Origin of the sequence: Lutibacter sp. (assembly GCF_016342705.1) — a bacterium.
Taxonomy (GTDB): domain Bacteria; phylum Bacteroidota; class Bacteroidia; order Flavobacteriales; family Flavobacteriaceae; genus Lutibacter.
Genome location: NZ_JAEINV010000016.1, coordinates 18,486 through 45,473, shown reverse-complemented (window position 1 = coordinate 45,473; position 26,988 = coordinate 18,486). Strand labels below are relative to the sequence as shown.

Genomic DNA, 26,988 nt, shown 5'->3' with positions numbered 1-26,988 from the left:
ACAACAATTGATTAGATAGATGATGATTAGAAATTTAAAAATATTTTTGCCGTTACTGTTTGTTGTAACATTATTTACAAGTTATCAAACAAACGCAAGCACAGATTCCGATCCAAAAGATAAGGTTTTAATAACTATTTTAAAATATGTGTTAACTCAAGGACATTACGAACCTAAAGAAATTGATGATACTTTTTCTGAACATGTATTTAATGCATTTATTGAAAATTTAGATCCTTCAAAACGTTATTTTTTACAGGCTGATATTGATGAATTTTCAGCATATAAATTTCAAATTGACGATCAAATAAATAGCGAAGATTTATCATTCTTTTATTTGGTTTATGAAAGATTAATTGAAAGAACAAACGATTCTAAAGATTATTATAAGGACATTTTAGCTTCTAAATTCGACTTTAATAAAAAAGAAATTTTAGATGTTGATTCAGATAAATTACCTTTTGCCAAATCAAAAGAAGAATTAATTAATACATGGTACAAACAACTTAAATTTACTACACTTTCTCGGTTATACGATAAAATAAATGCTGAAGATGACAAGAAAAAAGAAGATAATAGTTATGTTGTAAAATCTATGGACGAACTTGAAAAAGAAGCAAGAGAAGCTACTTTAGAGAGTATGACCGATTTATATGAAAGAATTGACGAATTAACATATTCCGATTGGTTTTCAACTTATATTAACTGTATTGCTGAAGAATTTGATCCTCATACTTCCTATTTTGATCCAACTGTGAAAAAGAGATTTGACATTTCTATGGCTGGTAAACTGGAAGGAATTGGAGCTCGTTTACAAAAGAAAAACGATTATACAAGTGTAAGTGAATTAATTTCAGGTGGACCTGCTTGGAAACAAGGAGAATTAGAAGTTGGCGATTTAATTGTAAAAGTTGCCCAAGGGAATGAAGAACCTTTAGATATTGTTGGAATGCGTTTAGACGATGCTATTGAATTTATTAAAGGTGAAAAAGGATCGGAAGTTAGGTTGACAGTAAAAAAATTAGATGGAACAACTAAAATAATTTCAATTATAAGAGATGTTGTTGAATTGGAAGAAACTTTTGTGAAGTCATCCGTTGTAAAAAAAGATGGTAAAACTTTTGGTATTATAAACTTACCAAAATTTTATATTGATTTTGGCGAAGAAAGCTATAGAAACTCTGCAACCGATATGGCACAAGAAATTGAGCGCCTTAAAAAAGAAAATGTTGAAGGTTTAGTTATTGATTTAAGAAACAACGGTGGTGGCTCTTTAGAAACAGCTATTGAAATATCTGGGTTATTTATAAATAAAGGTCCTGTTGTACAAGTAAAATATAGAGACAGAGCACCTGATGTTAGAAAAGATGAAGACCCAAAAATTCAATGGGATGGACCCTTAGTAATTTTAGTAAATGAACTTTCTGCCTCAGCTTCTGAAATTTTTGCAGCAGCAATGCAAGACTATAATCGTGCTATAATTATTGGTGGAAGACAAACATATGGTAAAGGAACTGTACAAAGCGTTTTAGACATTAATAGATATCATAATTTAAAAGAAGATATTGGAGCTTTAAAAATGACAATTCAAAAGTTTTATAGAATTAATGGTGGCTCTACACAACTAGAAGGTGTACATTCGGATATTATGTTACCAAGTAGATTTAGTTATATGGAAATTGGTGAACGTGATTTGCCAAATGCTTTAAAATTTGATAAAGTAAATCCGGCTACATATAATTTATGGAATAATTATGAAAATTTTAATGAAGTAATTAATAATAGTAAAAAAAGAGTGGCTTCAAACAAATATTTTAAATTGATTGACAGCAATGCAAAATGGTTGAAATCTGCTCAAGATGATACATTGGTTCATTTAGATTTAGAAGATTATAAAAAAGATTTAGATAATAATATAACTCAGTCTTTACAGTTTAAAGATTTAAAAGATTTTACCACTAATTTAACGTATACATCACCTTTATATGAGCAAGAATTAGTGAAATCTGATACAGATTTGGCCGATAAAAGAATTGCTTGGCATACTAGTTTAAAAAAGGATGTTTATATTGAAGAAGCTATCCATGTTTTAAGTGAATTAAAATTAAAGCCAGCATATCATTTAGTTAAAAATTAATCTTATTTGATAACGATTAAAAATTGAAATCTAATCACAATTCATTAACAGCACTTGCACTCCAGAAGTTTAAAAAAAACTTTACTGGAGTGTTTAGTTTTTGGTTTATAGTACTATGTGGATTTATTGCTGTTTTCGCTTATTTTTTGGCACCTGATAATAGTAGCAATGCTAATCAAATGCATTTAGAAATTCATTCAAAAAAACCTGGATTTGAAGTTTTAATGTTAACAATACCATCTTCAAATGAAATTAGTCAATCAATTTTCAACAAACTTATTTTTGGAAATAAAAATCAACAAACCGAAATTCCAATTTCAAAATATACGCTTTCAAAAGAAACGCTAACTATACATACTTTTGTTGAAAACAATGCTGAAAGTTTAACTAAAAATTTACCTATTTCACTATTTAAAAACCAAGACATTTCCAACTTTATAACTACCAAAAAATTCTATTTAGGAACCGATAAGTACGGGCGAGATTTATTGAGTAGAATGTTAGTTGGTGCACGAATATCATTTTTTATTGGGTTTATTGCTGTTTTTATTTCGTTAATAATTGGAATATCAGTAGGTGCCATTGCAGGATATTTTGGTGGTAAAACAGATGCTTTTATAATGTGGTTAATTAACATCACTTGGTCTATTCCAACTTTATTACTAGTAATTGCAATTACATTGGCTTTAGGAAAAGGCTATTGGCAAGTTTTTATTGCCGTTGGTTTAACAATGTGGGTTGAAGTTGCTCGTGTAGTTCGTGGACAAGTGATGAGCACCAAAGAAATGCAATACGTTGAAGCTGCCAAGGCTTTAGGTTTTTCAAATTTCAGAATTATTTTCAACCATATTTTACCAAATATTATGGCTCCTGTTATAGTTATTTCCGCAGCAAATTTTGCAGGAGCAATTTTAATAGAAAGCGGACTTAGTTTTTTAGGTATTGGCGCCCAACCTCCTACTCCTTCTTGGGGCGGTATGATTAAAGATCACTATAGCTATATAATTTTAGGAAAAGCGTATTTAGCCATAATTCCTGGGTTAGCCATTATGAGTTTAGTGATGGCTTTTATGTTAATTGGAAACGCCCTGCGCGATGCATTGGATGTGAAAAACTAATTTACTAGTAGCACTAAATTACAATTATTATATCTCTACATTAAAATAAAAAAAATAGTTATTATTATTCTTGTTTGAACTGGTATTTATTGCAATCCCTTATTATTAAAGTATATTTGTTGCTTTAAAAAAAATAAATATGAATTTCGAAATCAATTTCAAAACAAAATGGTCAGATTTTGACCCAAACAGACATATGCGTCACACAGCATATAACGATTATGCTGCAGAAGTTAGAGTACGTTTTTTTCAAGAACATGGGCTTTCAATAAATGAATTTGCTAAATTAAATATTGGTCCAATTTTATTTAAAGAAGAAACTACTTTTTTAAAAGAAATACACATTGGCGAAAATATTACTGTAAAAATGGAGTTGGAAGGCGTATCAAAAGGTATTGAACGCTGGAGATTTAACCACCAAATTTTTAATGAAGAAGGAAAATTAGCTGCTGAAATAAAAGTTTATGGCGCTTGGATTGATTTAATAAAACGTAAATTAACTTCACCTCCACAACAATTTATTACAATTTTTGAAGAGTTACCTAAAACTAGCAACTTTGTTGAAATACCATTAAAAAGTGAAAAATAGAAAAATAATATATACTATAATTACACTCGTTTTTGCTGTTGGTTTTTATATTTATGATAACTATTCCGGTAAATTAAACACTACAAATAGCACAACTGATATTGTTGAAACTGATGTAAACTTTTTACCAACCTCAACAACAAATCAAATTGTGCATCATAAGTATTATTCATTATCTTATAATGAAGAATACGAACAGGCTGAATGGGTGGCTTATGCTTTAAATAAGAATCAGCTTTCAAACACAAATATTAAAAGACCATATTTTGAATTAGATCCAAAAGTTTCAACAAAAAGTGCACATTATAGAAATTTCAAAAACTCTGGATACAACAAAGGCCACTTATGCCCAGCAGGTGACAGAAAATTTTCTGAAGAAGCATTTAATGAAACCTTTTTTACTTCTAATATTTCTCCCCAAAGCTATGAATTTAACGGTGGCATATGGAATAGATTAGAACAAAAAGTACGTTATTGGGCTCAAAAATATGACAAACTATATATAGTTACTGGAGGTGTTCTTTCTAAGAACCTAAAAACTATAGGAACTGAAAAAGTAGCTGTACCTAACTATTTTTATAAAATTATTTTAGATTATCACGAACCTGAAATTAAAGCAATTGCTTTTTTAATGCCACATGAAGATTCTGAAAAAGGGCTCTATCAATTTGTTACAAGCATTGATGAAATTGAAGAAATTACTGGAATTGATTTTTTTCCAAATTTACCCGATGAACTAGAAAATAAATTAGAATCATCTAGCAATTATATTAGCTGGAACTTAAATTAAAAAAAAAAGAGTTGGTAAACCAACTCTTTTTTTACAACAAAATTTAAATATTAATTCCAAAACATAGCATACAACGCAACTAAAATAATCATAATTGCAAATGCTCCAATATTAAATGTTGGTGATGTTTTAAATAATTGCTTGGTTATAGGAATTCCTTTTGCATCATCTTTTCCTTTATTTTGTAACAAACTAACTGCGCCAATTACTATCATTGTTAATAATACAGTATACGCCATTTGATCCATAAATGGAATATTTACAAATAGCATACTTTCAGACCATCCGTTTGGTGCAACTTTAAAGTACATTGCAATTGGAATTGAAACTAAAGCTCCAACAATAGCAGCTCTATTTGTTGTTTTCTTCCAGAATAAACCTAACATAAACACTGCTAAAATACCAGGACTCACAATTCCTGTATACTCTTGTATAAATTGAAAAGCTTGATCAATCCCTCCTAACAATGGAGCCATAATACTTCCTATTAATAATGCTACAGCCGCCGAAATTCTACCTACATTAACAGTAGTTTTATCACTTGCTGTTGGATTGATATATTGTTTATAAATATCCATTGTAAAAATTGTAGATGTAGAATTTAGCATAGAAGCTAAAGACGATACAATTGCTGCTGCCAAGGCTGCAAATGCAATTCCCTTCATTCCTGTTGGTAAAAATTGCAACAACCAAGGATACGCTTTATCAGCTTGATCTAATGTTGGTAAATTATGTAATGATCCGGCACCTAATCTTGCCATAATTTCTGGATCATTAACCATTACATACGCTGCAATTCCAGGAATAACAACAATTAATGGAATTATCAACTTTAATCCTGCAGCTAATAAAATACCTTTTTGAGCTTCTCTTAATGATTTTGCCGCTAAAGTTCTTTGAATGATATATTGATTGAATCCCCAATAATATAAATTGGCAACCCACATTCCTCCAATTAAAACTCCAATTCCAGGTAACATATCATAATAAGTATTTGACTCATCAAAAATCATTGCAAAACGCTCTGGTGCAGCTTCATAAATAGTTTTAGCGCCAGCAATTACTCCTTGCCCATCAGAAACTGTATTTAAAGCAATATAGGTTGTAACCAATCCACCTAATACTAAAAATATAACTTGAATAACATCTGTCCAAGCAACTGCTGAAAGTCCTCCATATAAAGAATATGCGGCAGCAAATAATGCTAAACCAAGAACTCCATAAACCATTGGAATTCCCATAATAGTTTCCAACGCCAAACTACCTAAATATAGTACAGAAGCTAAGTTTACAAACACGTATAAACCAATCCAAAATACAGCTAATATAGTTTTTAAATTAGTTGAAAATCGTTTTTCAACAAATTCTGGAATTGTATACAATCCTTTTTCAATAAAAATTGGTAAAAAATATTTACCCACTATAATTAAAGTTATGGCTGCCATCCATTCATAAGATGCAATTGCCAAACCTAAAGCAAATCCGGAGCCTGACATTCCAATAAATTGCTCTGCTGAAATATTTGCAGCTATTAATGATGCTCCAATTGCCCACCAAGGCAAAGATTTACTTGCCAAGAAATAATCTTCTGCATTTTTTTCATGGCCTTGTTTATCTCTGGAAACCCATAAACCCACACCTAGTATTAAAACAGCGTAGGCTATAAATATGAAATAATCCCAGAATTCGAAATGTGTAGTCATAATTTTATATATAGTTTAGTTTAATTTCTTTTTAATAAAATTTTATATTTTAAAATCCTCTTAAAACTATAATATGAAATTACAATTTTTGTAGGAAAACGATTTTTTTAATAAACCAAAGCGAATTTAAACATTATTCATTAAAAAAAAAGATGGATTAGTTTTTTTTTAAAAATTCATTGTTTTTTAGTTCTACTGATTTACAATTGAAGTTCCTCCACTTGGCATTGCCTCAAAAGCTGTTAATTTAATATTAAACTTTTCAAAATATACTTTTGAAGCTCTATTTATAAACTGCTCCATAAAATCTTTATGAACAATGTTAATTGTACAACCTCCAAATCCACCTCCCATAACACGCGCACCAATAACTTCAATAAATTTTTTTGAATAATCTACTAAGAAATCTAATTCTGGACAACTAACTTCATACAATTTGGACAAACCTTCATGCGTTTTGTACATGTTTTGACCAACAAGATCTAATTTATTTTTTTTCAGCGCCTCTACCGTTTCAAGAACACGTACTTTTTCATTTACAACATAAGAACACCTATTAAAAACAAGAGCATCCAAATCCATTTTAAATTCAGCTAACATCTCTGGAGAAACATCTCTCAATGAATTTACTTTTGGATATTTCTTTTTAATAATTCTAACTCCATCCTCACATTGTTTTCTTCTAATATTATACTCGCCTGACGCTAAATTATGTGACACATTTGTATTTAACAACACTATTTTATAAGGTTCAATTTTAATTGGAACGTACTCAAAATCTAATGATTGACAATCTAATAAAATTACATGACCTTCTTTACTCATCACTGAGGCAAATTGATCCATTATTCCACATTTTGTCCCTACATAATTATGTTCTGCTCTTTGCCCAATTTCAACTATTGTTAATTTAGAAAGTCCTAAATTAAACAATTCATTTAAGCCAAAAGCTACACCGCATTCTAATGCCGCAGAAGAACTAATCCCAGATCCTACCGGAATATCACTATCTAAAACACAGTCAAAACCACTTAAATTATTTGATAAAATTTGAATTTCGTGAATTACTCCTAAAATATAATTTTCCCATTGTTGAGTGCTTGGCTTAACAGCTTTTAAATCAAAAGAAAAACTTGTATTAAAATTTGCACTATGAACATTACAAATATTTAGTGAATTGTTTTTTCTAAATTTAAACCTAATTTTTTTATCAATGGCAGTAGGTAAAACAAATCCATTATTATAATCTGTATGCTCACCAATAATGTTAATTCTTCCTGGAGAGTCAATTATTAAATCGTAAATCTCGTTTTGTAAGTTCATCTTATCTTGGATATTAAATGTCTTTTTTACATTTATTTTTAAACAGCTAACTTACTAAATATTTTTAATATTTTAATTGAATTAATAAAATATTACAATATTTGTACAAATTTAAAATTGATTAGTTTAAAGTTTATATTCACATTCGTTTTTCTATTAAAAAAAATATAATTATCGTCAGTATATTGTTTAAAAATTAAATTATCACTCTCTAAATAATTTATTAATTTGTAGTTCGCATTATTAATATTCTGAAAAAGAACTGCGTAAAAATAAGTTACACCACCACCTTCAATGGGAATGGCATTAAATTCTATAAATACATCTAATAATTCGTCGTTATTAAAATCAAAATTATGTAGTCCTGTTATTTCATTTAATTTAAAAATCCAATCGCCTTTTATCCCTTGATTTTTAATCTCTTTCTCAAAAAACGTATTAAATTTTGTAAAAATAGTTGCATTTATTTGATTGTTTTCTGAATTATTTTGCCCAAATGATGTTGCAAAAACGCTAACAAAACAACTTAAAATAACCAATCTGAAATAATTTGACATCCTATAAATTTGCTCATAAAATTAGTCTATAAATTCTAAAATTTAATAAACGAAACTCGTTATTTTACTAAAGTTACGTTTTTATTTGCATTAGGGATAGCGCTTTGTTTGAGCTCTTTTGCTGTTTTTCTCAGCAAAAAGCGAGTGCAATAGCCCGACCTGAAAGGGAATGCCCGAATTTTACGTATTCTATTTATATAAATAGCATAATTAAGGTTAAAATTATGCCTCCCAATGTGTAATACAATCCTTTTTTAAAAGTTTTGGTTTTTGGTAAAAACATCCAGAACGAAGAAATTGCAAAAAACAACAGGGAAACGCCGAAGAAAATATTTAGCCAATATAAAGGTTCATTTGTTGATGCTTTATGTAAATGTGACATTTTATCCAATACATAAGGCAACTTTTTAGATGTAAATTCTGCTGCTCCAGTTTGAGTATTATAGCTGCCATTTTTAAAATAATAAATACTATTTTCTGCTTTTATTAGTTCAATATCTTTAATTTTTAAAGCTTTTCCTACTTCATTTATGGTTAAAGATGGTAATAACTTTGTATTTTCCAGATTTTCAGTTTTTAAAAAATCTGTTGTTCTAAAGATGAGTAAAACTCCGCTCAAGGCATAAACAGTCATTATTCCTGCTAGGAAAAAACCCAAATAACGGTGTACAATTCTCATATAAAATTGGGTAGATTTTTGATTTTTCATAAATAATAATGTGGCGGTTTTTATAAATTATATTTTACTGAAAGTAGATATAAACGTGGTTGAACAAAATACACAGATGTTGCGTTGCTATCGGAAATTTCATTATAACTATCTGTATTTATAGACTTGTTATTTGTTAAATTACTAGCCGATAGTTTAAATTCCCATTTACTATCTTTTTCCTGATAATATAAATTAGCATTTAAAAATGAATACGTGTTTTTTGTTTTGTTATTAGAGTTTTCAAAAGTGTTTTTGTAATTGTAATAACTATAATCTGATGTAAAAATGAAGCTCTTTAAAAATGAGATTTCAATATTTGCAAAAGGTCTGTCTGTTTCACTATTTGAATTGGTGTAATTGTTAAATGATTTCTCGTAACCGATTTCAAAATTTGGCGCATTTTTAAATTTTGTTGCTACACTACCTTGATAACTTTGTGAAACTGATTTTGATTTAATTTCTTCATCATTCACAATATTATTAAACGTTGAGTTTGAAATATTTGCAGTTAAATTAGTTTTTAATCGGCTATATGTTTTGCCGTATCTAAAATATGCAGACATTGTTTCATCTGCTAAATTAGAATTTACAGGATATGATATTCTATCAATTCCAACCAATTGCGTATTATTTTTTACGCCATTTTCTTTTTTAGTATAATTAACCGAAGCATTTATATTGGTAAATGAAAACATACTAAAACTAAAATAACTCAATGAATATTTGTGATACAAAGCATTTTCTAAATCTCTATTTCCTTTTGTTAACGATTTGTAATTAGCTAAAATATATCCTTCATTTATATTATCTACATCAGAAAATTGTGTAGACATTGTATAATTGAATCGTAAACTTTCAGAAGATTTAAATTGTAAATTTGCATAAACATCTGGTAATAATTTTGTTTGTGTATCTTTATTTTCAGTTCCTAATTGCGTGTCTTTTGTTGCATATTGATGCAAACTAACTCCTGGATTAAAAGTGAAAATACCTGAAACCATTTTGTAATGAACTCCTAAAAATATATCGGAAAAATTGAAATCTACATCATTATTTAAAGTGCTATCATTAAAATCTAACACTGTTTCATTATCTAAATTTTGAGAAATATGCGATCTTAAATTTTGCTTACTAAACGTTGTTCCTAAAGAAATATTGATATTGCTTTTTGGTGTTAATAAATAATAATAGTCAAATTTAGCATCTAACTTATTGGTGCTTAATTTTTTATTTTGAATTATATCAAAAATACTCTCAGCATTAGCCGTTGGAATAATTACAAAAGGTTGCGTTGTGGCTGATGAATTATACAATGGTTTATCCTTTTGATATAAATGCTGCATTTCTGCCGAGAAAATATTTTTTTCATCAATGGTATAATACAAATTAAAGTTTTGATTTACAGAAAATGGTTTTTCTTCTTTGTAAGTATCGGCACTTCTACTTGTGGAGGTAACATCTTGTAATTCTGTTTGTTCAGAAATTTTTCCAAAAATATCATAATCTATATGCACATTGGTATTTGGCTTGTAAGTAGTGCTAAATTTTAGCATTCCTAATTTGCTTCCTTGGGTAGCTTTATTAGCTGAATCTTCGGTTAAATTTAGTTTATTATAAACTGTGTTTGAGTTTGTAAACATATTTGTTTTGGAATCATTTACAATAGCAAAACCGTTAAAATCGAGGTTCTTTTTTGGTGATAAACCAAAGTTAAGCGCGCCAAATTTTGAGATTATTTCTTCAGCTTTATTGTTTTGAGCAGTCATAAATCCTAAACCGCCAGATGACACATTAAAACTAGTTCCACTTCCACGCATTCCGCCACGTAAACCACCTGTAAATCGGAAATAATCTCGCATTGTAAACGGAGCTTCACCAATATTATTAACATCAGCTAAAATGTTGATGCTTTTTTCTGGACTATAATAAAACAATTTTGGTTTGGCTAAATATTTTTCATTATCTCCAACACCAGAATTTACTTCACCAAACCAAAAACGCTTTTTACCTGCTTTTAATTTAATATTTATAGCTATATTATCTTCGTTATTGGTAACGCCTTTCATTCCAGAAACTTCGTTGTAATTTTTAAGCACTTGAATTTTATCAATAGCGCTTGCTGGAATATTTTGTGTTGCCACTTTAGAGTCTCCATCAAAAAATTCTTTCCCCTCAACTAAAACTTTTACCACTTTTTTACCTTCAACTTCTACTTCTCCGTTATCATCAATTTCTACTCCTGGTAATTTTTTAAGCACATCTTCTAACTTTTTTTCGGTACCATTTGTAAAAGAATCGGAATTATAAACAATGGTATCTCCAACAATTTTTACAGGCATTTCATAAGTAATCTCTACTTGATTTAAAGATTCGTTGGCTTCTTCTAAGGTAATATTTTCTACTCTATCTTTAGATTGTGGAATTATTACAATTTCAACATTTTTTGTGTTATAGCCCAAATAACTTACTTTTAAATTATAAGACTCTCCATCTTCTAATGATAATTTATAATTCCCTTTTGAATCTGTTATTGAATACGATTGTAAAAAATTGGTTCCTTTTTTAAAGGCAATTACATTGGCCATTTCTAAAGGGTTTCCACTTGCATCTTTTACAATGCCTTCAAGTTTTACATTTTGTGAAAACATTATTATAGGAAAGAATGCTAAAAATAAAAACGCTGCGTTTTTCATGAATTTAATTTGAATTTGAAAATGATAAAAAATTAACCTCTCATTCTAAAATGACCGTCATTACCGCTTTTTTGTCGCTCATTTTGCATACGTTCACGCATCTCTGTCATTTTTTCTTTTAAAATAGTATCATATTCTTCTTGCGTTACAACTTTCCCTTTATTTGGTTCACTAATTACGCTTTTCTCTTTAGGATTCATCACAATTTTAGTGCATAAAATATTAGTTTCAGCATAACTTATTTCTAAAATTAAACCTGGCAAACCCCAATAATCTCCAGGCCCGTGACTTACAGGAATATCTAATGTATACCAAGCTGTTACAATTACAGCTTCCATTTTTGGTTCTTCAGGTTCTTTTTCTTCTTCCTTTCTATCTTCAGGTCTTCTAAAGTTAAAAGATGTATTTCTTACTGGCATTTCAACAATTGTTGTTGCCTTAAAACACATATTTTGACCAATCATTTTGGTTTCTTGTTCCATTTTCCAATTGTAAGTCACCAAATTATCTTTCACTAAAAAGTTTTTACCGCTAAACTCATTTTCTTTTGTAGATGTTTTAGTTTGGGTATTTTTATAATAATCACCAGAAGCTCCACCACCCACCATCATAAAACGCATTCCTCCGCCAGGACCTCCGCCTGTTTGATCTAATTTTTGTTCTTCTTTATAAATAGATGCCGATTTATCAAACGTTAATACATATGTTTTTTCTAGCATATTTTTCATTCGCTCTTCAATCATTTTAATTCTATCTGCTGGAATTCCAGAACCAGCCAAATCCATAGACATTTTAGATTTTGTTTGATAAACAGCCATTCCCTGAAAATTTTGAGCAGTAATAGAAGTTCCAAAAAGTAATGTAAAAACGGTTATGTATTTTAAAATGTAATTTTTCATATTTTAATTTATTTATAAATAATTTCAATACAAATATATCAGGTTATTCCACAACAATCAGTTAAAGAGTGTTAACTATTGTTAACTGGCTAGAATAATACAAATTATGTACTTAACTTTGTTATTATGAATAAGGCTAATTACAAATTGGTAGTATATTTTATTGCGTTGACCATTATTATTACAATTATGGTTCAAGTATATTGGAATTACCGAGAATATGAAATTAATAAGCAGAATTTAATAAGTAAAGTTCAATTTAGTTTAGATAATTCTGTTGAAGCTTATTTTGCCAATTTAACTAAATCTGGAATCATTACTTATACTTCTACAGAAGCTGGAAAATCAAAGAAAATTTCAGATACCATTGTTGTAAAAAATAATTCGCGTTGGGATTTGCGAAAAAAAGTGGATAGCACACTTCAAAACATTGCTAAACAAGAAAATAAAAAACCTCTTTTAATAAAAGGCCCTAATAATGACAACTACCCTTTTGTTACTTATAATAGAAGTTCTATTCCAAAAAATATAGATAGCTTAATTTCAAAAGTATTTATATCAATATCTAGAGATACTTTAGATTTAACCAAATTAGATTCCTATTTATCTGAAGAATTTAAGCGCCATAAGCTTAATGTAAACTACGCCCTAAAATACAACTACAAACAACGTGTTTTTGATGATAGTTTAATTGAAAAAACATCTGGATTTAATCTAGAACATTTTCCAAAAAAACACCTTGTAACATCCTCAAAATCAACATTCTTACCGCACCACAGTAATTTAGAATTATTATTTACTAATGAAACCAAAATTTTATTAAGAAACTCATTTATAAGTATTTTATTATCATTATTACTTTCTATTAGCATTATTGCAAGTTTAGTTTATTTGTTAAAAACAATTTATAAACAAAAACAATTAGCCGAAGTAAAAAACGATTTAATAAACAATATAACTCACGAATTTAAAACACCAATTGCCACCATTTCTACAGCTTTAGAAGCTATGAAAAACTTTAATGCCTTAAATGATAAAGCAAAATCGGAAAAATATATTGAGATGGCAAATTCTCAAGTTGGAAAGTTGAGTTTAATGGTGGAGAAAATATTGGAAACTGCAGCTTTAAACCACGAGTCTTTAACACTCACAAAAGAGCTTGTTACTGTTGCCGAAGTTATAGAAACTACTATTGATAAATATAAATTAATAAACGCCGAAAAAATATTCAAATTTATTAATAACGCTTCAAATTTAGTTTTAAATTTAGATGTTTTTCATTTTGAAAATGCCATTGGAAATATTATTGATAATGCCATAAAATATGGTGGAAATACAATTACTGTTGAATTAGAATCTTCAAAAAACCAATGTATTTTACTCATAAAAGACAATGGAAATGGTATTCATAAAGCACAAAAAGACAAAGTTTTTGAGCAATTTTACAGAATACCAACGGGCAATACACACAATGTAAAAGGTTTTGGAATTGGCTTATATTATACCAAAAAAATAATTGAAAAACATGGTGGTGAAGTTCAAATTATTTATGATAAAAACAATAACACGCTGTTTAAAATAACACTCCCAAATGAGTAATACTGTAAAAATATTATTGGCTGAAGACGAACCATCATTAGGCCAAATTATTAAAGAAAGTTTAGAAACTCGCAACTTTGAAGTGCTATTATGTGCAAACGGCGAAGAAGCCTATAAAGTTTATAAACTTGAAAAACCATTATTACTAGTTTTAGATGTAATGATGCCAAAAAAAGACGGTTTTACACTTGCCAAAGAAATTAGACAAGAAAACCCAAACATTCCAATTATATTTTTAACAGCTAAATCACAAACAGAAGATGTTGTAGAAGGCTTTAATATTGGTGGAAACGACTATTTAAAAAAACCTTTTAGTATGGAAGAGTTAATTGTAAGAATTAACGCTTTACTTAAAAGAGGACAAAATGAAATAACCTCTGAAACCATTGCATTTGGCGAATTTGTTTTTAATTTAAAAAAGCAAACATTAACATTTCATAAAACAACAGAAAATTTAACACATAGAGAAGCTAACTTACTCTATTACTTAATAAAAAATAATAATCAAGTTTTGGAACGTTCCTTCATTCTGAAAAAATTATGGGGTGATGATGATTTTTTTAATGCACGTAGTATGGATGTGTTTATAACTAAACTTCGAAAAAAATTAAAAAGCGATCCTGCTATACAAATTATAAACGTTCGAGGATTCGGATACAAACTGATTTATTAATGCGTTAAAATTGTATTGCTAATTCACGAAAAAATTAAGTATTTTAGCGTTTTCATTATCACTAAAATCTAAAATATGCACGTAGCCATCGCTGGTAATATTGGAGCAGGTAAAACCACCCTAACCAAACTTTTAGCCAAACATTATAAATGGGAACCACATTATGAATCTGTTGAAGGCAATCCGTATTTAGATGACTTTTATAGTGAAATGGAGCGTTGGTCATTTAATTTACAAGTGTATTTTTTAAATAGTCGCTTTCGCCAAATATTAGAAATTAGAGAAAGTGGTAAAAATATTATTCAGGATAGAACTATTTATGAAGATGCCCGAATTTTTGCGCCAAACTTACATGCAATGGGTTTAATGCCAAATAGAGATTACACAAATTATGAATCTTTATTTGAATTAATGGAGAGATTAGTTTCTCCCCCAGATTTATTAATTTATTTAAGAGCTTCAATTTCTACGTTAGTTGGTCAAATTCATAAAAGAGGAAGAGATTATGAAAACTCTATTAGTATTGATTATTTAAGCAGATTAAATGAACGCTATGAAGCTTGGATTACAAAATATGACAAAGGAAATTTATTGATTATTGAAGTTGATAATTTAGATTTTGTTGAAAATCAAGAGGATTTAGGTAAAATTATTGATAAAATTGATGCCCAAATAAACGGCTTATTTTAGGAAATAATTTATTTCAAAAAAAATTATAAATAGAAAACGGGTTACTTCATAAAGTAACCCGTTTTTTATTTCATAGAATATTATTAACTATTAATACGCATTTTATAGAATGATCTATACACAAAATACAATGCTATAGCCAAGAAAAGAATACCAAAATAAGGAGCAATCTCTCTAAATAAAGGAGAAATAGCAATTTCCATCGCTAATAAACCAAATAATGTTGTGAATTTAATAATTGGATTAAGTGCCACAGAAGAAGTATCTTTAAATGGATCACCTACAGTATCTCCAACAACAGAAGCGGCATGTAAATCAGTTCCCTTTTCTTGCATATCTACCTCAATTACTTTTTTAGCATTATCCCAAGATCCACCTGCATTTGCCATAAAAATAGCCTGATACAAACCGAAAAATGCAATAGAAATAAGGTAACTTACAAATAATGAAACAGGTGCTGCAGCAAGTAATAAATCTGCTTCACTCATACCTTCAACAATTCCTGTTGGTGCAGAAAAGAAAGCAAATGCTAATGCAAAAGAGAAAACTGCAATGAAAATATTTAACATTCCTTTTTGTGCATATTGCGTACAAATTTTAACAACTGCCCTAGATTTTTCTACATCTGCCTTTTTAGGAGCATTAGGATCTAAATTAATATTTTCTTTAATATAAGCAACCGCTTGACTTGCCCCAGTAGTTACAGCCTGAATACTTGCTCCTGAGAACCAATAAATAACTGCTCCGCCTAATAAAAATCCAAAAATAGTGAATGGATTCAATAAATTTAATACTTGCTCTGGTTTAATACCTAATGAATGCTCAATTACCAAAATCAAAGCAAAAATCATGGTAGTTGCACCTACCACAGCTGTACCAATCAATACTGGTTTAGCTGTTGCTTTAAAAGTATTTCCAGCACCATCATTTGCTTCTAAATAATATTTTGACTTTTCAAAATCTGGAGTAAAACCAAAATCCCGTTCAATTTCAGAAGTAATGGCTTTAACATCTTCTTCAATTAAAGATAATTCATAAATAGATTGTGCATTGTCAGTTACTGGTCCATAACTATCAACAGCTATTGTAACTGGCCCCATACCTAGCATACCAAAAGCAACTAATCCAAAAGCAAAAATAGATGGATAAATCATAATCTCACCTAAACCGTACGTTGAAGCATAGTAAGCAACAAACATCAAGAAAAAGAATACCATCCCTAACCAAAATGCGCTAAAATTACCCGCTACTAATCCGGAAAGAATATTAAGAGATGCTCCACCTTCTTTTGAAGCTTCAACAACTTCCTTTACGTGAGTAGATTTAGGGCTTGTAAATAATTTTGTGAACTCTGGAATAAGCGCTGCACCAAGCGTACCAGCACTAATAATTACTGAAAGAGTAATCCATAAACTATCCCCTATATCTCCAATTAAAAAATAACTTGCAACAAAGGTTACAACCATAGATAATATAGATGTAATCCAAACCAACGATGTTAGTGGTTTTTCAAAATCCAAATCATCTACATTACTATATTTTACTTTTGTAATAGCTCCATTAATCCAATAAGAAACAATTGAAGTGATAATCATTAATATACGCATTACAAAAATCCAAACTAATAGTTGAGTTTGCAAAGCAGTATCCGTAATCGCTAATAAAATAAAAGAAATTAAAGCAACGCCGGTAACTCCATAGGTTTCAAAACCATCTGCTGTTGGCCCAACAGAATCTCCTGCATTATCACCAACGCAATCTGCAATAGTACCCGGATTTCGTGGATCATCTTCACCAATTTTAAATATTACTTTCATTAAATCAGAACCAATATCTGCAATCTTAGTGAAAATACCTCCTGCAATACGTAAAGCCGAAGCTCCTAAAGATTCTCCAATGGCAAAACCAATAAAACTAGCTCCTGCATACTCTCCTGGAACAAACATAAGAATAATCAGCATTAATAATAATTCCAAAGAAATTAATACTACACCAATACTCATTCCTGCGTTTAATGGAATATTTAATAATTTAATCGGTTTTCTTTCCAAAGAAGCGAAAGCCATACGCGAGTTTGCTAAAGTATTCATTCTTATTCCGAACCAAGCTACTGCATAAGATCCTAAAATTCCAAGAATCATCCATCCAAGAATCATCAAAACGCCGCCTATTCCAAATAAGTTCTCTCCAGTGACATGGTCTTTTGATAAAAATCCAAAATAAAAAGCTACTGCTGTACCTATAAATGCAAATAAAATTAGAATAAATTTTCCTTGTTGAATTAAATAAGTTTTTGAAGTTTCAAAAATAACCTGAGCAACATCTAACATAGATTTATGAGCTCTTATTTTTTTTACTTGCACAAATTGGTAAAATCCAAAAAGTAGCCCAGCTATGGTTATTAAAAATCCCCAATATAAAATAGTTTGATCCTTAATAGAATCTGGGATTACAAGATCTGCTTCACTTGCCATACTGCGCATTGGAAACATTAATACAACTAAAATTATAATAATTTTTTTCATTGGTTATATAAATAAAGATTAGTGATTGTTTTTAAAGGCAGGTAGACATTGGAATTAAAAATATTAAAATAAGTACTTGTATTTTCTCTAGTTAAAATTAGATTACTAAAATACTCCATTTTAAATAATACCATTTAGTCGTTAATAATGTATAAATTTAATAATTTAATATTGAATAAATACTATTTTTTTAATAACCAAAGAAGAATCATAAAATTTTAAACGTATTTATATTTTATTTCTATTTATTACAAACATAAAATGCTCGCTAATAGCGAGCATTTTATGTTTGTAAATTAGTAATTATGATACTTTTTTAACTATTTTTTTGGAATTGTTTTATTTGTTAAGTTTCCAAAATCTTCCTTTTTTAAATTTTCAATTTGAGAATTAACTTCCTCCTCTGAACCTGTAAATACTTTTTCGTGACTTGTTTTAATACCATTTTCATTTATTGCAGTAACAACTGTTGCTGTAACAGTATTATCATCATTTGATACAAATTTAATTTCAACATTTCTTGAAATATCAGTTGCCATTACTTCCGTTGGAATCACTTCATAATTTGATGCTCCAATATCACTTTTTTCTAAAGCAATACTTGGTGCAATTACCAATGCCACAACCGACATTAATTTCAATAATATATTTAATGAAGGTCCTGAAGTATCTTTAAATGGATCTCCTACAGTATCTCCAACTACAGCGGCTTTATGTGCTTCAGATCCTTTTCTTCCTTGCTCTTCAATCATTTTTTTAGCATTATCCCAAGCTCCACCTGCATTAGACTGGAAAATAGCCATTAACACACCACAAGTAGTAACACCTGCTAATAAACCTCCTAACATTTCAGCACCACCTATATACCCAATAGTTACTGGAACTACTAACGCTAACAATCCAGGCAACACCATTTCTCTAATAGATGCTTCTGTTGAAATTTCAACACATTTATCATATTCTGGAAACCCATCAGCTGCATCAAATATTTTTCTATCTTCTTCAGTAGCTTTTGACATATCAGAGTCATACTTACGCATAACTACTAAGGCTGCTTTTAACTCTGGAATATCATTAAACTGACGACGAACCTCTTCAATCATTGCCATTGCTGCTCTACCAACGGCTTTCATAGACAATGCAGAAAATACAAAAGGTAACATTCCACCTACTAACAATCCAGCCATAATTTCTGGCTTAGAAACATCAATTGCAGATATATTTGCTGTTGCCATATATGCTGCAAATAACGCTAATGCAGTTAACGCAGCTGAAGCAATCGCAAATCCTTTTCCAATAGCTGCCGTTGTATTACCAACTGCATCTAATTTATCAGTACGCTGACGAACTTCTTTAGGTAATTCCGCCATTTCAGCAATTCCACCAGCATTATCAGAAATTGGACCGTAAGCATCAACTGCCAACTGAATTCCTGTGTTTGCTAACATTCCAACTGCAGCAATAGCAATACCGTATAATCCTGCAAAATAGTGTGATAAAATAATTGCTGCTGCAATCATAATAATTGGCATAAATGTAGACATCATACCAACACCTAAACCTGCAATAATATTTGTTGCTGAACCTGTTTCAGATTGTTTTACTATAGATTTTACAGGAATTGTACCTGTGCCAGTATAAAATTCTGTTACTTTTCCAACTCCAAAACCAGCAACTAAACCTGCCAATGTAGCATAAAAAACACCTTTTGCACCAAATGGTAATCCTTCAATTGTTTCAGGTAACATTCCAGTAATAACGAAATAAGAAGCAACAACCATTAATGCTCCTGATCCAAATTCACCAAAATTCAAGGCGTGATGTGGATTTCCTCCTTCTCTTACTTTCACGAAAAAAGTTCCAATAATTGACATTACAATACCTACCGCAGCCAATACTAATGGTAAATATACAGCTCCTAAACCATTAAAATCTGGCGTAATAATTAAAGCTCCTAATACCATTGTACCAATAATTGAACCTACATACGATTCAAATAAATCTGCTCCCATACCAGCAACGTCTCCAACGTTATCTCCAACGTTATCAGCAATTGTAGCTGGATTTAATGGATGATCTTCTGGAATACCAGCTTCAACTTTTCCAACTAAATCAGCACCTACATCAGCTGCTTTGGTATAAATACCACCACCAACACGTGCAAATAATGCAATTGATGAGGCTCCTAATGAAAAACCAGAAAGCACATTAAGGACCATAGATAAGTTTTCAGCGCCTGGCCACAAGATTTGGTACATCATAAAAAGGCTACTTAAACCTAAAACACCTAAGCCTACAACTCCCATTCCCATAACTGATCCACCAGCAAAAGCAACTTCCAATGCTCTTCCTAATGAAGTTCTAGCCGCCTGTGTTGTTCTAACATTTGCTTTTGTTGCAACACGCATTCCAATAAAACCTGCTAATGCTGAGCATATTGCGCCAACAATAAATGAAAATGCAATCATTCCATTTGAGTTTTCCTCATAATCTCCTTTTAAAAATAATAATATTGCTACAGCTACTACAAAAATTAGCAATACTTTATACTCTGCTTTTAAAAAAGACATAGCTCCTACCGCAATATTCTTTGCGATTTTTGCCATTTTTTCATTCCCTGCATCTTGTTTAGTCACCCATCTGTTTTTTAAATACACAAAGACAAGTGCTAATACCCCAAACAAGGGTAAATAATTTACTAATAATTCCATTTTTTGATTTAAGTTTTAAATTAGTTATTAATATTTTTGGTGCGCTAAATGTAGTCAAATATGGGAAATAAAAAAAAAGCCACTCTTTTTTTCTAAGAATAGCTTTTCGTAAATAAATTAACAATTACTTTTTTATATGGTAAAAGTTCTTTTCTTTTTATGTTCACTTAAATCGTAACGTTCTACCGCTGTTTTCACCAATTCAATAGCTTCAGCAACATCTCCCCAGCCACCAACGTCTACTTTCTTTTCTTCCAAATCCTTATATACTTGGAAAAAATGTTCAATTTCTTTTACTTGATGAGGGTTCATATCAGAAATATCATTTAACTCATTCCAAATAGGATCGGATACAGGAACACAAATAATTTTTTCATCAGGTCCTTTTTCATCTGTCATATGGAAAACTCCAATTGGCTTTACTTCCATAACACACATTGGGAATGTTGGTTCACTACCTAATACCAAAACATCTAATGGATCTTTATCTAAAGCCAGTGTTTCTGGAATAAATCCATAATCTCCAGGATACATCATTGAGGAAAATAACATTCTATCGAAACGAATTTTATGCAATACAAAATCGTACTCATATTTATTTCTACTTCCTTTTGGTATTTCAATTAATACGTCAAAAGTTACTTTGCTTTTTTTAGTTTCAGTACTCATTTTCTTTTATTTAATTATACAAAAATACAAATTTCAAAATGTATTTATTAAGATTTCTTTTGATTTTTAAAAATGGAACCCAAAAGCGCCTTTAATTGCAAAATTATTTGCATTAGGCACATCTCTATAATTCCCTCTCCAGCTAAAATCTAACCTAAAAACTTTAAATATATTGCCAATACCCACATTATACTCTATGTATGGTTTATCTGGAGCTAAATAGTTAATATTTGAAGCATTTAACGCTTTATTTTTATCAGAAATTTCTCCCCAAACACCTTTTACCCCAACTATTTCTCTTAAATTCAATTTTCGTAACAATGGAATTCTGGATAAAAATCGACCATTAAAACTATGTTCTACGTGCAACGATGCGTAGGTATCTGTAACGAATTCATAATAATCTAATAATGAATACGTGTTTTCTATAGTGAAATACGATTGATTTCCTGGTACAACATTTAATAATCCTAAAGGAGCTTCTCCAAAAGTTTTACCTACTTCAAAAGTTGTAAACATTCTACCTAATCCACCAATTAAAATTGGTTGTTTGTAGTAAAACTGTACTTTTTCATAATCAAAATCACTATTAATAGCGCCTTTAATTCCACGCGAATAATTTAAAAACAACGTTGAATAGGTGCTTGAAACTTCATTTCTTTCAACACCATAACCAATTGTTTTTCTGTTTGGTGTATATTTAATTGAAAAATCTAATTCACTTTGAACTACGTCCGATTTTTTTATATTGTTTTCTTTATCAACCCAATAATCTAAATTAAAAGTATCTGGCGATGCAGATTTTAAGGTTCTGTATGATGCTCCTAATCTAAATTCTAAATTTTGCTTAGGCTCAAAAGACATAAATACGTTAGATAAACTTATAGATGTTAATTTGCTATTATCACCCGAAGAAAACAATGATGATGATGCAAAACTTCTACCTAACACGTCATTTGTTGTGGTTAAGCTAACGCCTATTTGTTCAATATCTCTTCTATTTCCGGCGCCAATAGTAAATCTGCTTTTTGGTTCCAACATCCATTTACCAGAAACACCGTATTTAAATTGGTTATCTTTTAAACCATATGCTGTATACGCTTGAAGTCGCCAAGGTTCATTTCCGCCTAAAAAGGTTCTTCCTCCAACTCTTATTCGCCAACCTTCAACATCATTTTTACCAAAAGTTGAAAAAATTGGACCGTAATCAAAATTATTAAATTCAACATACCCAGAGCCTAAAATGGACACTAAATTATACAATCGTTTAAATTTTGGAACTGTTGTAAGTGTATCAAGCATTTTATAGATGCCTAACTCATTTTCATTTAATTTTTCTTGCCTATTTACGCTCCAATAATCTTCATTTTTATTATAAATTTTTTCTTCGTAAATATTACTTTCTTTGGCATAAAACTTCTCATCTTTCAATTGATTGAATTGATAATCTTTATACATGGTTGTACGTTTTCCATACAATCCTTTCGATTTATCTTTTTTACTAATACTGAAATCGGACATCATATAATCTCGTTTCAATAAAAAGATAGAATCGTTTAAAACATCAAATTCTTGCTCAATATAAATGTCTTTTACCCAGTTAATATTTGCGCTTTTATTAACCTGCATATTAATCTCTTTAATAGCAAAAGTGGAATCATTTACCCAAAAATCACCTTTAAAAGTTAATTCACCTTTCCTTCTTGGATAATAAATAATGTTATAACACCATTTATTGTCTATATAAGCACTATCTGACAGTACATAATTATAGGTTGAAACCCCAGCAGCTTTTGAAATTGGACTTACAAAACTTTTGTCAAAAATTTTAATATAACTGTCGTATACATTATAGTCTACGTACAAATCTTTAATAAATGCAATTACATTTTGATTAGAATTAAATCCAGAGTTTTTATTAGCAACTAAATCTTCCCGAAGTTTTTTTACCCCTTTATTTCTACCATATGAATTATAAACCGATTCATTAATAAATATTGGTAAAAATGATTTTCCTGTAATATGAGATGTATCAATTTCTTCAAAAATGAATTCCATTCCTTTAAAGAGCTTTTTCTTCATAAAGGTGCTATCCACATTGTTCATATCAAATTCAAGTTTTTCGTACTTTTCATATTGATATTGATCAAACAAATAGATGCCATTTTGGCGTTTTCTTGCCCAAACCTTTTCTAAAATAGCAATAGCTGGGTTTCCCTTTTTCTTTACCTTTCCTGCATAAATAAATACTTCTCCAAGTTGTGCTGCTTCTTCTGTTAACACAATTCTTAAATTGTAATCTCTACTTTTTACAGAAAGTTTTTTGGTTTCATATCCTAAAAAAGACACTTCAATTTGTGTATATGTATTATCTGATTCTAAATAAAACTTTCCATTTTCATCAGATACAGTTCCAATAGTTGAACCAACAAATACAATGTTTGCAAATGGAATTGATTGATTTTGTTCGTCAACAACAAGACCACTAATTTTTACCTGAGCATAACTGTTCACATAAAACAGTATTACCAGAATAAATATACTTTTTAACTTATTTCTCATAATAAAAAATTCCTTTCAGGAAAACCCTGAAAGGAATTTATAACGCAAATTTTATACCAATTATTTTCTGTACATCACATCTTTTACCGCTTTAACAACATCGTTAAAGTTTGGTAGCCATTCTTCCATTAAAACTGGAGAATAAGCTGCTGGAGTATCTGCTGTAGTAATTCTTCTTATTGGAGCATCTAAATAATCAAAAACATTTTCTTGAACTTGGAATGTAATTTCAGAAGAAATACTAGCAAATGGCCAAGCTTCTTCTAAAACAACCAATCGGTTTGTTTTTTTAACTGAAGTAAAAATGGCTTCAAAATCCATTGGTCTAATAGTTCTCATATCTAAAATTTCGCAAGAAATTCCTTCTTTTTCTAAAATTTCAGCTGCCTTATAGGCTTCTTTAATAATTTTACCAAAAGAAACAATTGTTACGTCCGTACCAACTCTTTTAATGTCAGCAACACCAATAGGTATCAAATATTCACCTTCTGGCACCTCCATTTTGTCACCATACATTTGTTCTGACTCCATAAAAATTACTGGGTCATTATCTCTAATTGCAGATTTTAATAAACCTTTTGCATCATAAGGATTAGATGGAACAATAACTTTTAAACCAGGAGTGTTTGCAAACCAGTTTTCAAAAGCTTGTGAGTGTGTTGCTCCTAATTGACCTGCAGAACCCGTTGGACCTCTAAAAACAATAGGACAATTTAATTGACCTCCAGACATTTGTCTGATTTTAGCTGCATTATTTATAATTTGATCAATACCTACCAATGCAAAGTTAAACGTCATAAATTCAACAATTGGTCTATTCCCATTCATTGCAGCTCCTACAGAAATTCCTGCAAAACCTAATTCAGCAATTGGAGAGTCAATAACACGTTTTGCTCCAAATTCATCAAGCATTCCTTTTGATGCTTTGTATGCACCATTATATTCAGCAACTTCTTCACCAATTAAAAAGATAGATTCATCTCTTCTCATTTCTTCGCTCATTGCTTCGCAAATGGCTTCTCTAAATTGTATAGTCTTCATTATATATAAATATTTACAGTTTGCAAAAGTAAACAATTCTTATTTTACTATCAAAAAAATTACGTTTTATAAAATTTTACTATGCGTGCATAGTATTTTTAAAAAAAAGTAGTACATTCGTAAAAATATCATTAAATAACTACTAATTTTAAATTAAATACTCAAAAATATAATAAAATGAAAATATTAGTTTGTATTAGTCACGTTCCAGACACTACTTCAAAAATTAATTTTACAGAAAATGATTCAAAATTTGATAGTAATGGCGTGCAATTTGTCATAAATCCTTATGATGAGTTTGCTTTAACAAGAGCCATGTGGTTTAAGGAAAAACAAGGAGCAACAATTACTGTGGTAACAGTTGGAAATGCTACTACAGAACCAACATTAAGAAAAGCATTGGCCATTGGAGCCGATGAAGCAATAAGAGTAAATGCTGAAGCTATAGACGGATTTACAGTAGCTAAAGAATTAGCTGAAGTTTTAAAAAACGGTGGTTTTGATTTAGTTTTAGCTGGTAAAGAATCTATAGATTATAACGGTGGAATGGTACCAGGAATGTTGGCTACCCTATTAGATTATAATTTTGTAAATGCTTGCGTAGGGCTTGAAATTGAAGGTGATAAAGCTTCAATTCAAAGAGAGATTGATGGTGGTAAAGAAATTTTATCAGCTAACTTACCTTTAATTATTGCTGGTCAAAAAGGCTTAGTTGAAGAAAAAGATTTAAGAATTCCAAATATGCGCGGAATTATGATGGCGCGTCAAAAAAAATTAACTGTTGTAGAGCCTTCAGTAAATGAAAATGCCACTTCATCAGTTTCTTTTGAAAAACCTGCAGCAAAATCTGCTTGTAAAATTGTTGATAACGTTGATGAACTTATTAGTTTATTACACAACGAAGCCAAAGTAATTTAATTTAAGTCTAATACAAAAACATCAAAAATATATGTCAGTTTTAGTTTTTGCCGAAACATCGGAAGGAAAATTTAAGAAATCTGCTTTTGAAGTAACATCTTACGGAAAAAAAGTTGCAGAACAATTAGGAACAAATGTAGTTGTATTAGCTATAAATGCTAATGATGCTAAGTTATTACATAAATATGGTGCTGAAAAAGTGCTAATTGTAAACAACCCAAGTTTAAAATTTAACGCTAAAGTTGTTGCAGACATTATTAAACAAGCTGCTGAAAAAGAAAGTTCAACAGTAATTGTGGTAGATTCTAATGCAAACGGTTTATATGTTGCACCTATAGCTGCTGTAAATTTAAATGCAGGTTATGCAAGTAACGTTTTAGGATTACCTAGTTCTACATCACCATTTACTTTAAAAAGAAAAGCTTTCTCAAGCAAGGCATCTAATTTCACACAAATAAACACGGCTATAAAAGTACTATCATTGTCCAAAAATTCATTTGGATTGGTTGAAAATGAAGTTTCTGGTGTTGTTGAAGAATTTTCTCCAGCTATTGTAGAGAGTAATTTAACATCCGTTTCTATTGAACAAACTTCAGGAAAAGTAACTATTGCCGATGCAGATATTGTTGTTTCAGGCGGAAGAGGTTTAAAAGGTCCTGAAAATTGGGGAATGGTTGAAGAGTTAGCAAGCGTTTTAGGAGCTGCAACTGCTTGTTCTAAACCAGTTTCAGATTTAGGATGGAGGCCTCATAGTGAGCACGTTGGGCAAACTGGAAAACCAGTAGCTTCTAATTTGTATATTGCTATTGGAATTTCAGGAGCAATTCAACATTTAGCAGGTATTAACTCTTCAAAAGTAAAAGTTGTTATAAATACCGATGCTGAAGCTCCATTTTTTAAAGCAGCAGACTACGGAATTGTAGGGGATGCTTTTGAAGTTGTTCCTAAATTAGTTGAAAAGTTAAAAGAATTTAAAGCAAATAACGCATAAATTTTACTAAATTGTGCCTCTTAAATAAGGCTGTCTAATTATTGGACATCAAGTCCTTTGATTAGACAGCCTTTTTTGTTAAATTTAA

The 26,988-nt window shown here is 30.0% G+C and carries 20 protein-coding genes; 9 read left to right on the top strand and 11 right to left on the bottom strand.

The genetic code is table 11. The annotated features are described in order from the left end of the window. Positions 1-19: 19 nt before the first annotated feature. From JEY78_RS13350 to JEY78_RS13335, 4 genes are all read left to right on the top strand, one after another. A complete protein-coding gene (locus JEY78_RS13350) occupies positions 20-2,137 on the top strand; it encodes a carboxy terminal-processing peptidase (RefSeq protein WP_291852316.1) in 2,118 nt (705 codons plus the stop codon). Between the two features lie 23 nt (positions 2,138-2,160). Further along, positions 2,161-3,255: an ABC transporter permease gene (locus JEY78_RS13345; RefSeq protein ID WP_291852313.1), complete on the top strand. Its 1,095-nt coding sequence runs from the start codon at positions 2,161-2,163 to the stop codon at positions 3,253-3,255. Between the two features lie 139 nt (positions 3,256-3,394). Continuing rightward, the gene (locus tag JEY78_RS13340; protein ID WP_291852311.1) at positions 3,395-3,844 is read left to right on the top strand and encodes a thioesterase family protein; all 450 of its coding nucleotides are present in this window, start codon (positions 3,395-3,397) and stop codon (positions 3,842-3,844) included. After that, on the top strand, positions 3,834-4,634 hold the full coding sequence (locus JEY78_RS13335) for a DNA/RNA non-specific endonuclease (protein WP_291852308.1): 801 nt from the start codon (positions 3,834-3,836) through the stop codon (positions 4,632-4,634). The genes JEY78_RS13340 and JEY78_RS13335 overlap by 11 nt, the downstream gene beginning before the upstream one ends. A 50-nt stretch (positions 4,635-4,684) precedes the next feature. Here JEY78_RS13335 and JEY78_RS13330 read toward each other — a convergent pair whose 3' ends face one another. The 6 genes from JEY78_RS13330 to JEY78_RS13305 form a co-directional block, all read right to left on the bottom strand. Continuing rightward, positions 4,685-6,337 carry a sodium/sugar symporter gene (locus JEY78_RS13330; RefSeq protein ID WP_291852305.1) on the bottom strand — a complete coding sequence of 551 codons (1,653 nt, stop codon included), beginning with the start codon at positions 6,335-6,337 and terminating at the stop codon, positions 4,685-4,687. Between the two features lie 192 nt (positions 6,338-6,529). Then, positions 6,530-7,660, bottom strand: coding sequence for a galactokinase (gene galK / locus JEY78_RS13325; protein ID WP_291852302.1), 1,131 nt, complete (start codon positions 7,658-7,660; stop codon positions 6,530-6,532). Positions 7,661-7,752: 92 nt separating this feature from the next. Continuing rightward, entirely contained in the window at positions 7,753-8,217 is a 465-nt protein-coding gene (locus JEY78_RS13320; protein WP_291852299.1) for a hypothetical protein, read from the bottom strand. Between the two features lie 193 nt (positions 8,218-8,410). Continuing rightward, the gene (locus JEY78_RS13315) at positions 8,411-8,926 is read right to left on the bottom strand and encodes a hypothetical protein (protein ID WP_291852296.1); all 516 of its coding nucleotides are present in this window, start codon (positions 8,924-8,926) and stop codon (positions 8,411-8,413) included. A 20-nt stretch (positions 8,927-8,946) separates the two neighbouring features. After that, complete coding sequence (locus JEY78_RS13310; RefSeq protein ID WP_291852294.1) at positions 8,947-11,622, bottom strand: carboxypeptidase-like regulatory domain-containing protein; 2,676 nt, start codon at positions 11,620-11,622, stop codon at positions 8,947-8,949. 32 nt (positions 11,623-11,654) lie between these two features. Beyond that, the gene (locus tag JEY78_RS13305) at positions 11,655-12,521 is read right to left on the bottom strand and encodes a GLPGLI family protein (protein ID WP_291852290.1); all 867 of its coding nucleotides are present in this window, start codon (positions 12,519-12,521) and stop codon (positions 11,655-11,657) included. 126 nt (positions 12,522-12,647) lie between these two features. On the opposite strand from JEY78_RS13305, the gene JEY78_RS13300 reads away from it, so the two are divergent. From JEY78_RS13300 to JEY78_RS13290, 3 genes are all read left to right on the top strand, one after another. Continuing rightward, positions 12,648-14,120 carry a HAMP domain-containing sensor histidine kinase gene (locus JEY78_RS13300; protein WP_291852287.1) on the top strand — a complete coding sequence of 491 codons (1,473 nt, stop codon included), beginning with the start codon at positions 12,648-12,650 and terminating at the stop codon, positions 14,118-14,120. Beyond that, positions 14,113-14,793, top strand: coding sequence for a response regulator transcription factor (locus JEY78_RS13295; protein WP_291852283.1), 681 nt, complete (start codon positions 14,113-14,115; stop codon positions 14,791-14,793). The genes JEY78_RS13300 and JEY78_RS13295 overlap by 8 nt, the downstream gene beginning before the upstream one ends. Before the next feature lie 75 nt (positions 14,794-14,868). Then, entirely contained in the window at positions 14,869-15,483 is a 615-nt protein-coding gene (locus tag JEY78_RS13290; RefSeq protein ID WP_090225747.1) for a deoxynucleoside kinase, read from the top strand. An 83-nt stretch (positions 15,484-15,566) separates the two neighbouring features. Here the strand turns inward: JEY78_RS13290 and JEY78_RS13285 are convergent, their stop codons facing one another. The 5 genes from JEY78_RS13285 to JEY78_RS13265 form a co-directional block, all read right to left on the bottom strand. Further along, positions 15,567-18,008 carry a sodium-translocating pyrophosphatase gene (locus tag JEY78_RS13285; protein WP_291852276.1) on the bottom strand — a complete coding sequence of 814 codons (2,442 nt, stop codon included), beginning with the start codon at positions 18,006-18,008 and terminating at the stop codon, positions 15,567-15,569. Positions 18,009-18,328: 320 nt separating this feature from the next. Beyond that, a complete protein-coding gene (locus JEY78_RS13280) occupies positions 18,329-20,719 on the bottom strand; it encodes a sodium-translocating pyrophosphatase (RefSeq protein WP_291852273.1) in 2,391 nt (796 codons plus the stop codon). A 132-nt stretch (positions 20,720-20,851) separates the two neighbouring features. Beyond that, a complete protein-coding gene (locus tag JEY78_RS13275; RefSeq protein WP_291852271.1) occupies positions 20,852-21,388 on the bottom strand; it encodes an inorganic diphosphatase in 537 nt (178 codons plus the stop codon). Positions 21,389-21,454: 66 nt separating this feature from the next. Beyond that, positions 21,455-23,950, bottom strand: a complete 2,496-nt coding sequence (locus tag JEY78_RS13270; protein WP_291852267.1) for a DUF5686 and carboxypeptidase-like regulatory domain-containing protein — start codon at positions 23,948-23,950, stop codon at positions 21,455-21,457. A gap of 60 nt (positions 23,951-24,010) precedes the next feature. Further along, complete coding sequence (locus tag JEY78_RS13265; RefSeq protein WP_291852262.1) at positions 24,011-24,991, bottom strand: pyruvate dehydrogenase complex E1 component subunit beta; 981 nt, start codon at positions 24,989-24,991, stop codon at positions 24,011-24,013. A gap of 177 nt (positions 24,992-25,168) precedes the next feature. Between JEY78_RS13265 and JEY78_RS13260 the strand changes: the two genes are divergently transcribed. Both JEY78_RS13260 and JEY78_RS13255 read left to right on the top strand, forming a co-directional pair. Then, positions 25,169-25,909 carry an electron transfer flavoprotein subunit beta/FixA family protein gene (locus JEY78_RS13260; protein WP_291852259.1) on the top strand — a complete coding sequence of 247 codons (741 nt, stop codon included), beginning with the start codon at positions 25,169-25,171 and terminating at the stop codon, positions 25,907-25,909. Between the two features lie 31 nt (positions 25,910-25,940). Then, entirely contained in the window at positions 25,941-26,900 is a 960-nt protein-coding gene (locus JEY78_RS13255) for an electron transfer flavoprotein subunit alpha/FixB family protein (protein ID WP_291852257.1), read from the top strand. The last annotated feature ends 88 nt before the right edge of the window (positions 26,901-26,988 follow it).

What these genes read in the sequence shown, in the direction of transcription:
- JEY78_RS13350 (WP_291852316.1), top strand. Translation starts at nt 20, where the DNA reads ATGATGATTAGAAATTTAAAAATATTTTTGCCGTTACTGTTTGTTGTA.
- JEY78_RS13340 (WP_291852311.1), top strand. Translation starts at nt 3,395, where the DNA reads ATGAATTTCGAAATCAATTTCAAAACAAAATGGTCAGATTTTGACCCA.
- JEY78_RS13330 (WP_291852305.1), bottom strand. Translation starts at nt 6,337, where the DNA reads ATGACTACACATTTCGAATTCTGGGATTATTTCATATTTATAGCCTAC.
- galK (WP_291852302.1), bottom strand. Translation starts at nt 7,660, where the DNA reads ATGAACTTACAAAACGAGATTTACGATTTAATAATTGACTCTCCAGGA.
- JEY78_RS13320 (WP_291852299.1), bottom strand. Translation starts at nt 8,217, where the DNA reads ATGTCAAATTATTTCAGATTGGTTATTTTAAGTTGTTTTGTTAGCGTT.
- JEY78_RS13315 (WP_291852296.1), bottom strand. Translation starts at nt 8,926, where the DNA reads ATGAAAAATCAAAAATCTACCCAATTTTATATGAGAATTGTACACCGT.
- JEY78_RS13310 (WP_291852294.1), bottom strand. Translation starts at nt 11,622, where the DNA reads ATGAAAAACGCAGCGTTTTTATTTTTAGCATTCTTTCCTATAATAATG.
- JEY78_RS13305 (WP_291852290.1), bottom strand. Translation starts at nt 12,521, where the DNA reads ATGAAAAATTACATTTTAAAATACATAACCGTTTTTACATTACTTTTT.
- JEY78_RS13300 (WP_291852287.1), top strand. Translation starts at nt 12,648, where the DNA reads ATGAATAAGGCTAATTACAAATTGGTAGTATATTTTATTGCGTTGACC.
- JEY78_RS13295 (WP_291852283.1), top strand. Translation starts at nt 14,113, where the DNA reads ATGAGTAATACTGTAAAAATATTATTGGCTGAAGACGAACCATCATTA.
- JEY78_RS13290 (WP_090225747.1), top strand. Translation starts at nt 14,869, where the DNA reads ATGCACGTAGCCATCGCTGGTAATATTGGAGCAGGTAAAACCACCCTA.
- JEY78_RS13285 (WP_291852276.1), bottom strand. Translation starts at nt 18,008, where the DNA reads ATGAAAAAAATTATTATAATTTTAGTTGTATTAATGTTTCCAATGCGC.
- JEY78_RS13280 (WP_291852273.1), bottom strand. Translation starts at nt 20,719, where the DNA reads ATGGAATTATTAGTAAATTATTTACCCTTGTTTGGGGTATTAGCACTT.
- JEY78_RS13275 (WP_291852271.1), bottom strand. Translation starts at nt 21,388, where the DNA reads ATGAGTACTGAAACTAAAAAAAGCAAAGTAACTTTTGACGTATTAATT.
- JEY78_RS13270 (WP_291852267.1), bottom strand. Translation starts at nt 23,950, where the DNA reads ATGAGAAATAAGTTAAAAAGTATATTTATTCTGGTAATACTGTTTTAT.
- JEY78_RS13265 (WP_291852262.1), bottom strand. Translation starts at nt 24,991, where the DNA reads ATGAAGACTATACAATTTAGAGAAGCCATTTGCGAAGCAATGAGCGAA.
- JEY78_RS13260 (WP_291852259.1), top strand. Translation starts at nt 25,169, where the DNA reads ATGAAAATATTAGTTTGTATTAGTCACGTTCCAGACACTACTTCAAAA.
- JEY78_RS13255 (WP_291852257.1), top strand. Translation starts at nt 25,941, where the DNA reads ATGTCAGTTTTAGTTTTTGCCGAAACATCGGAAGGAAAATTTAAGAAA.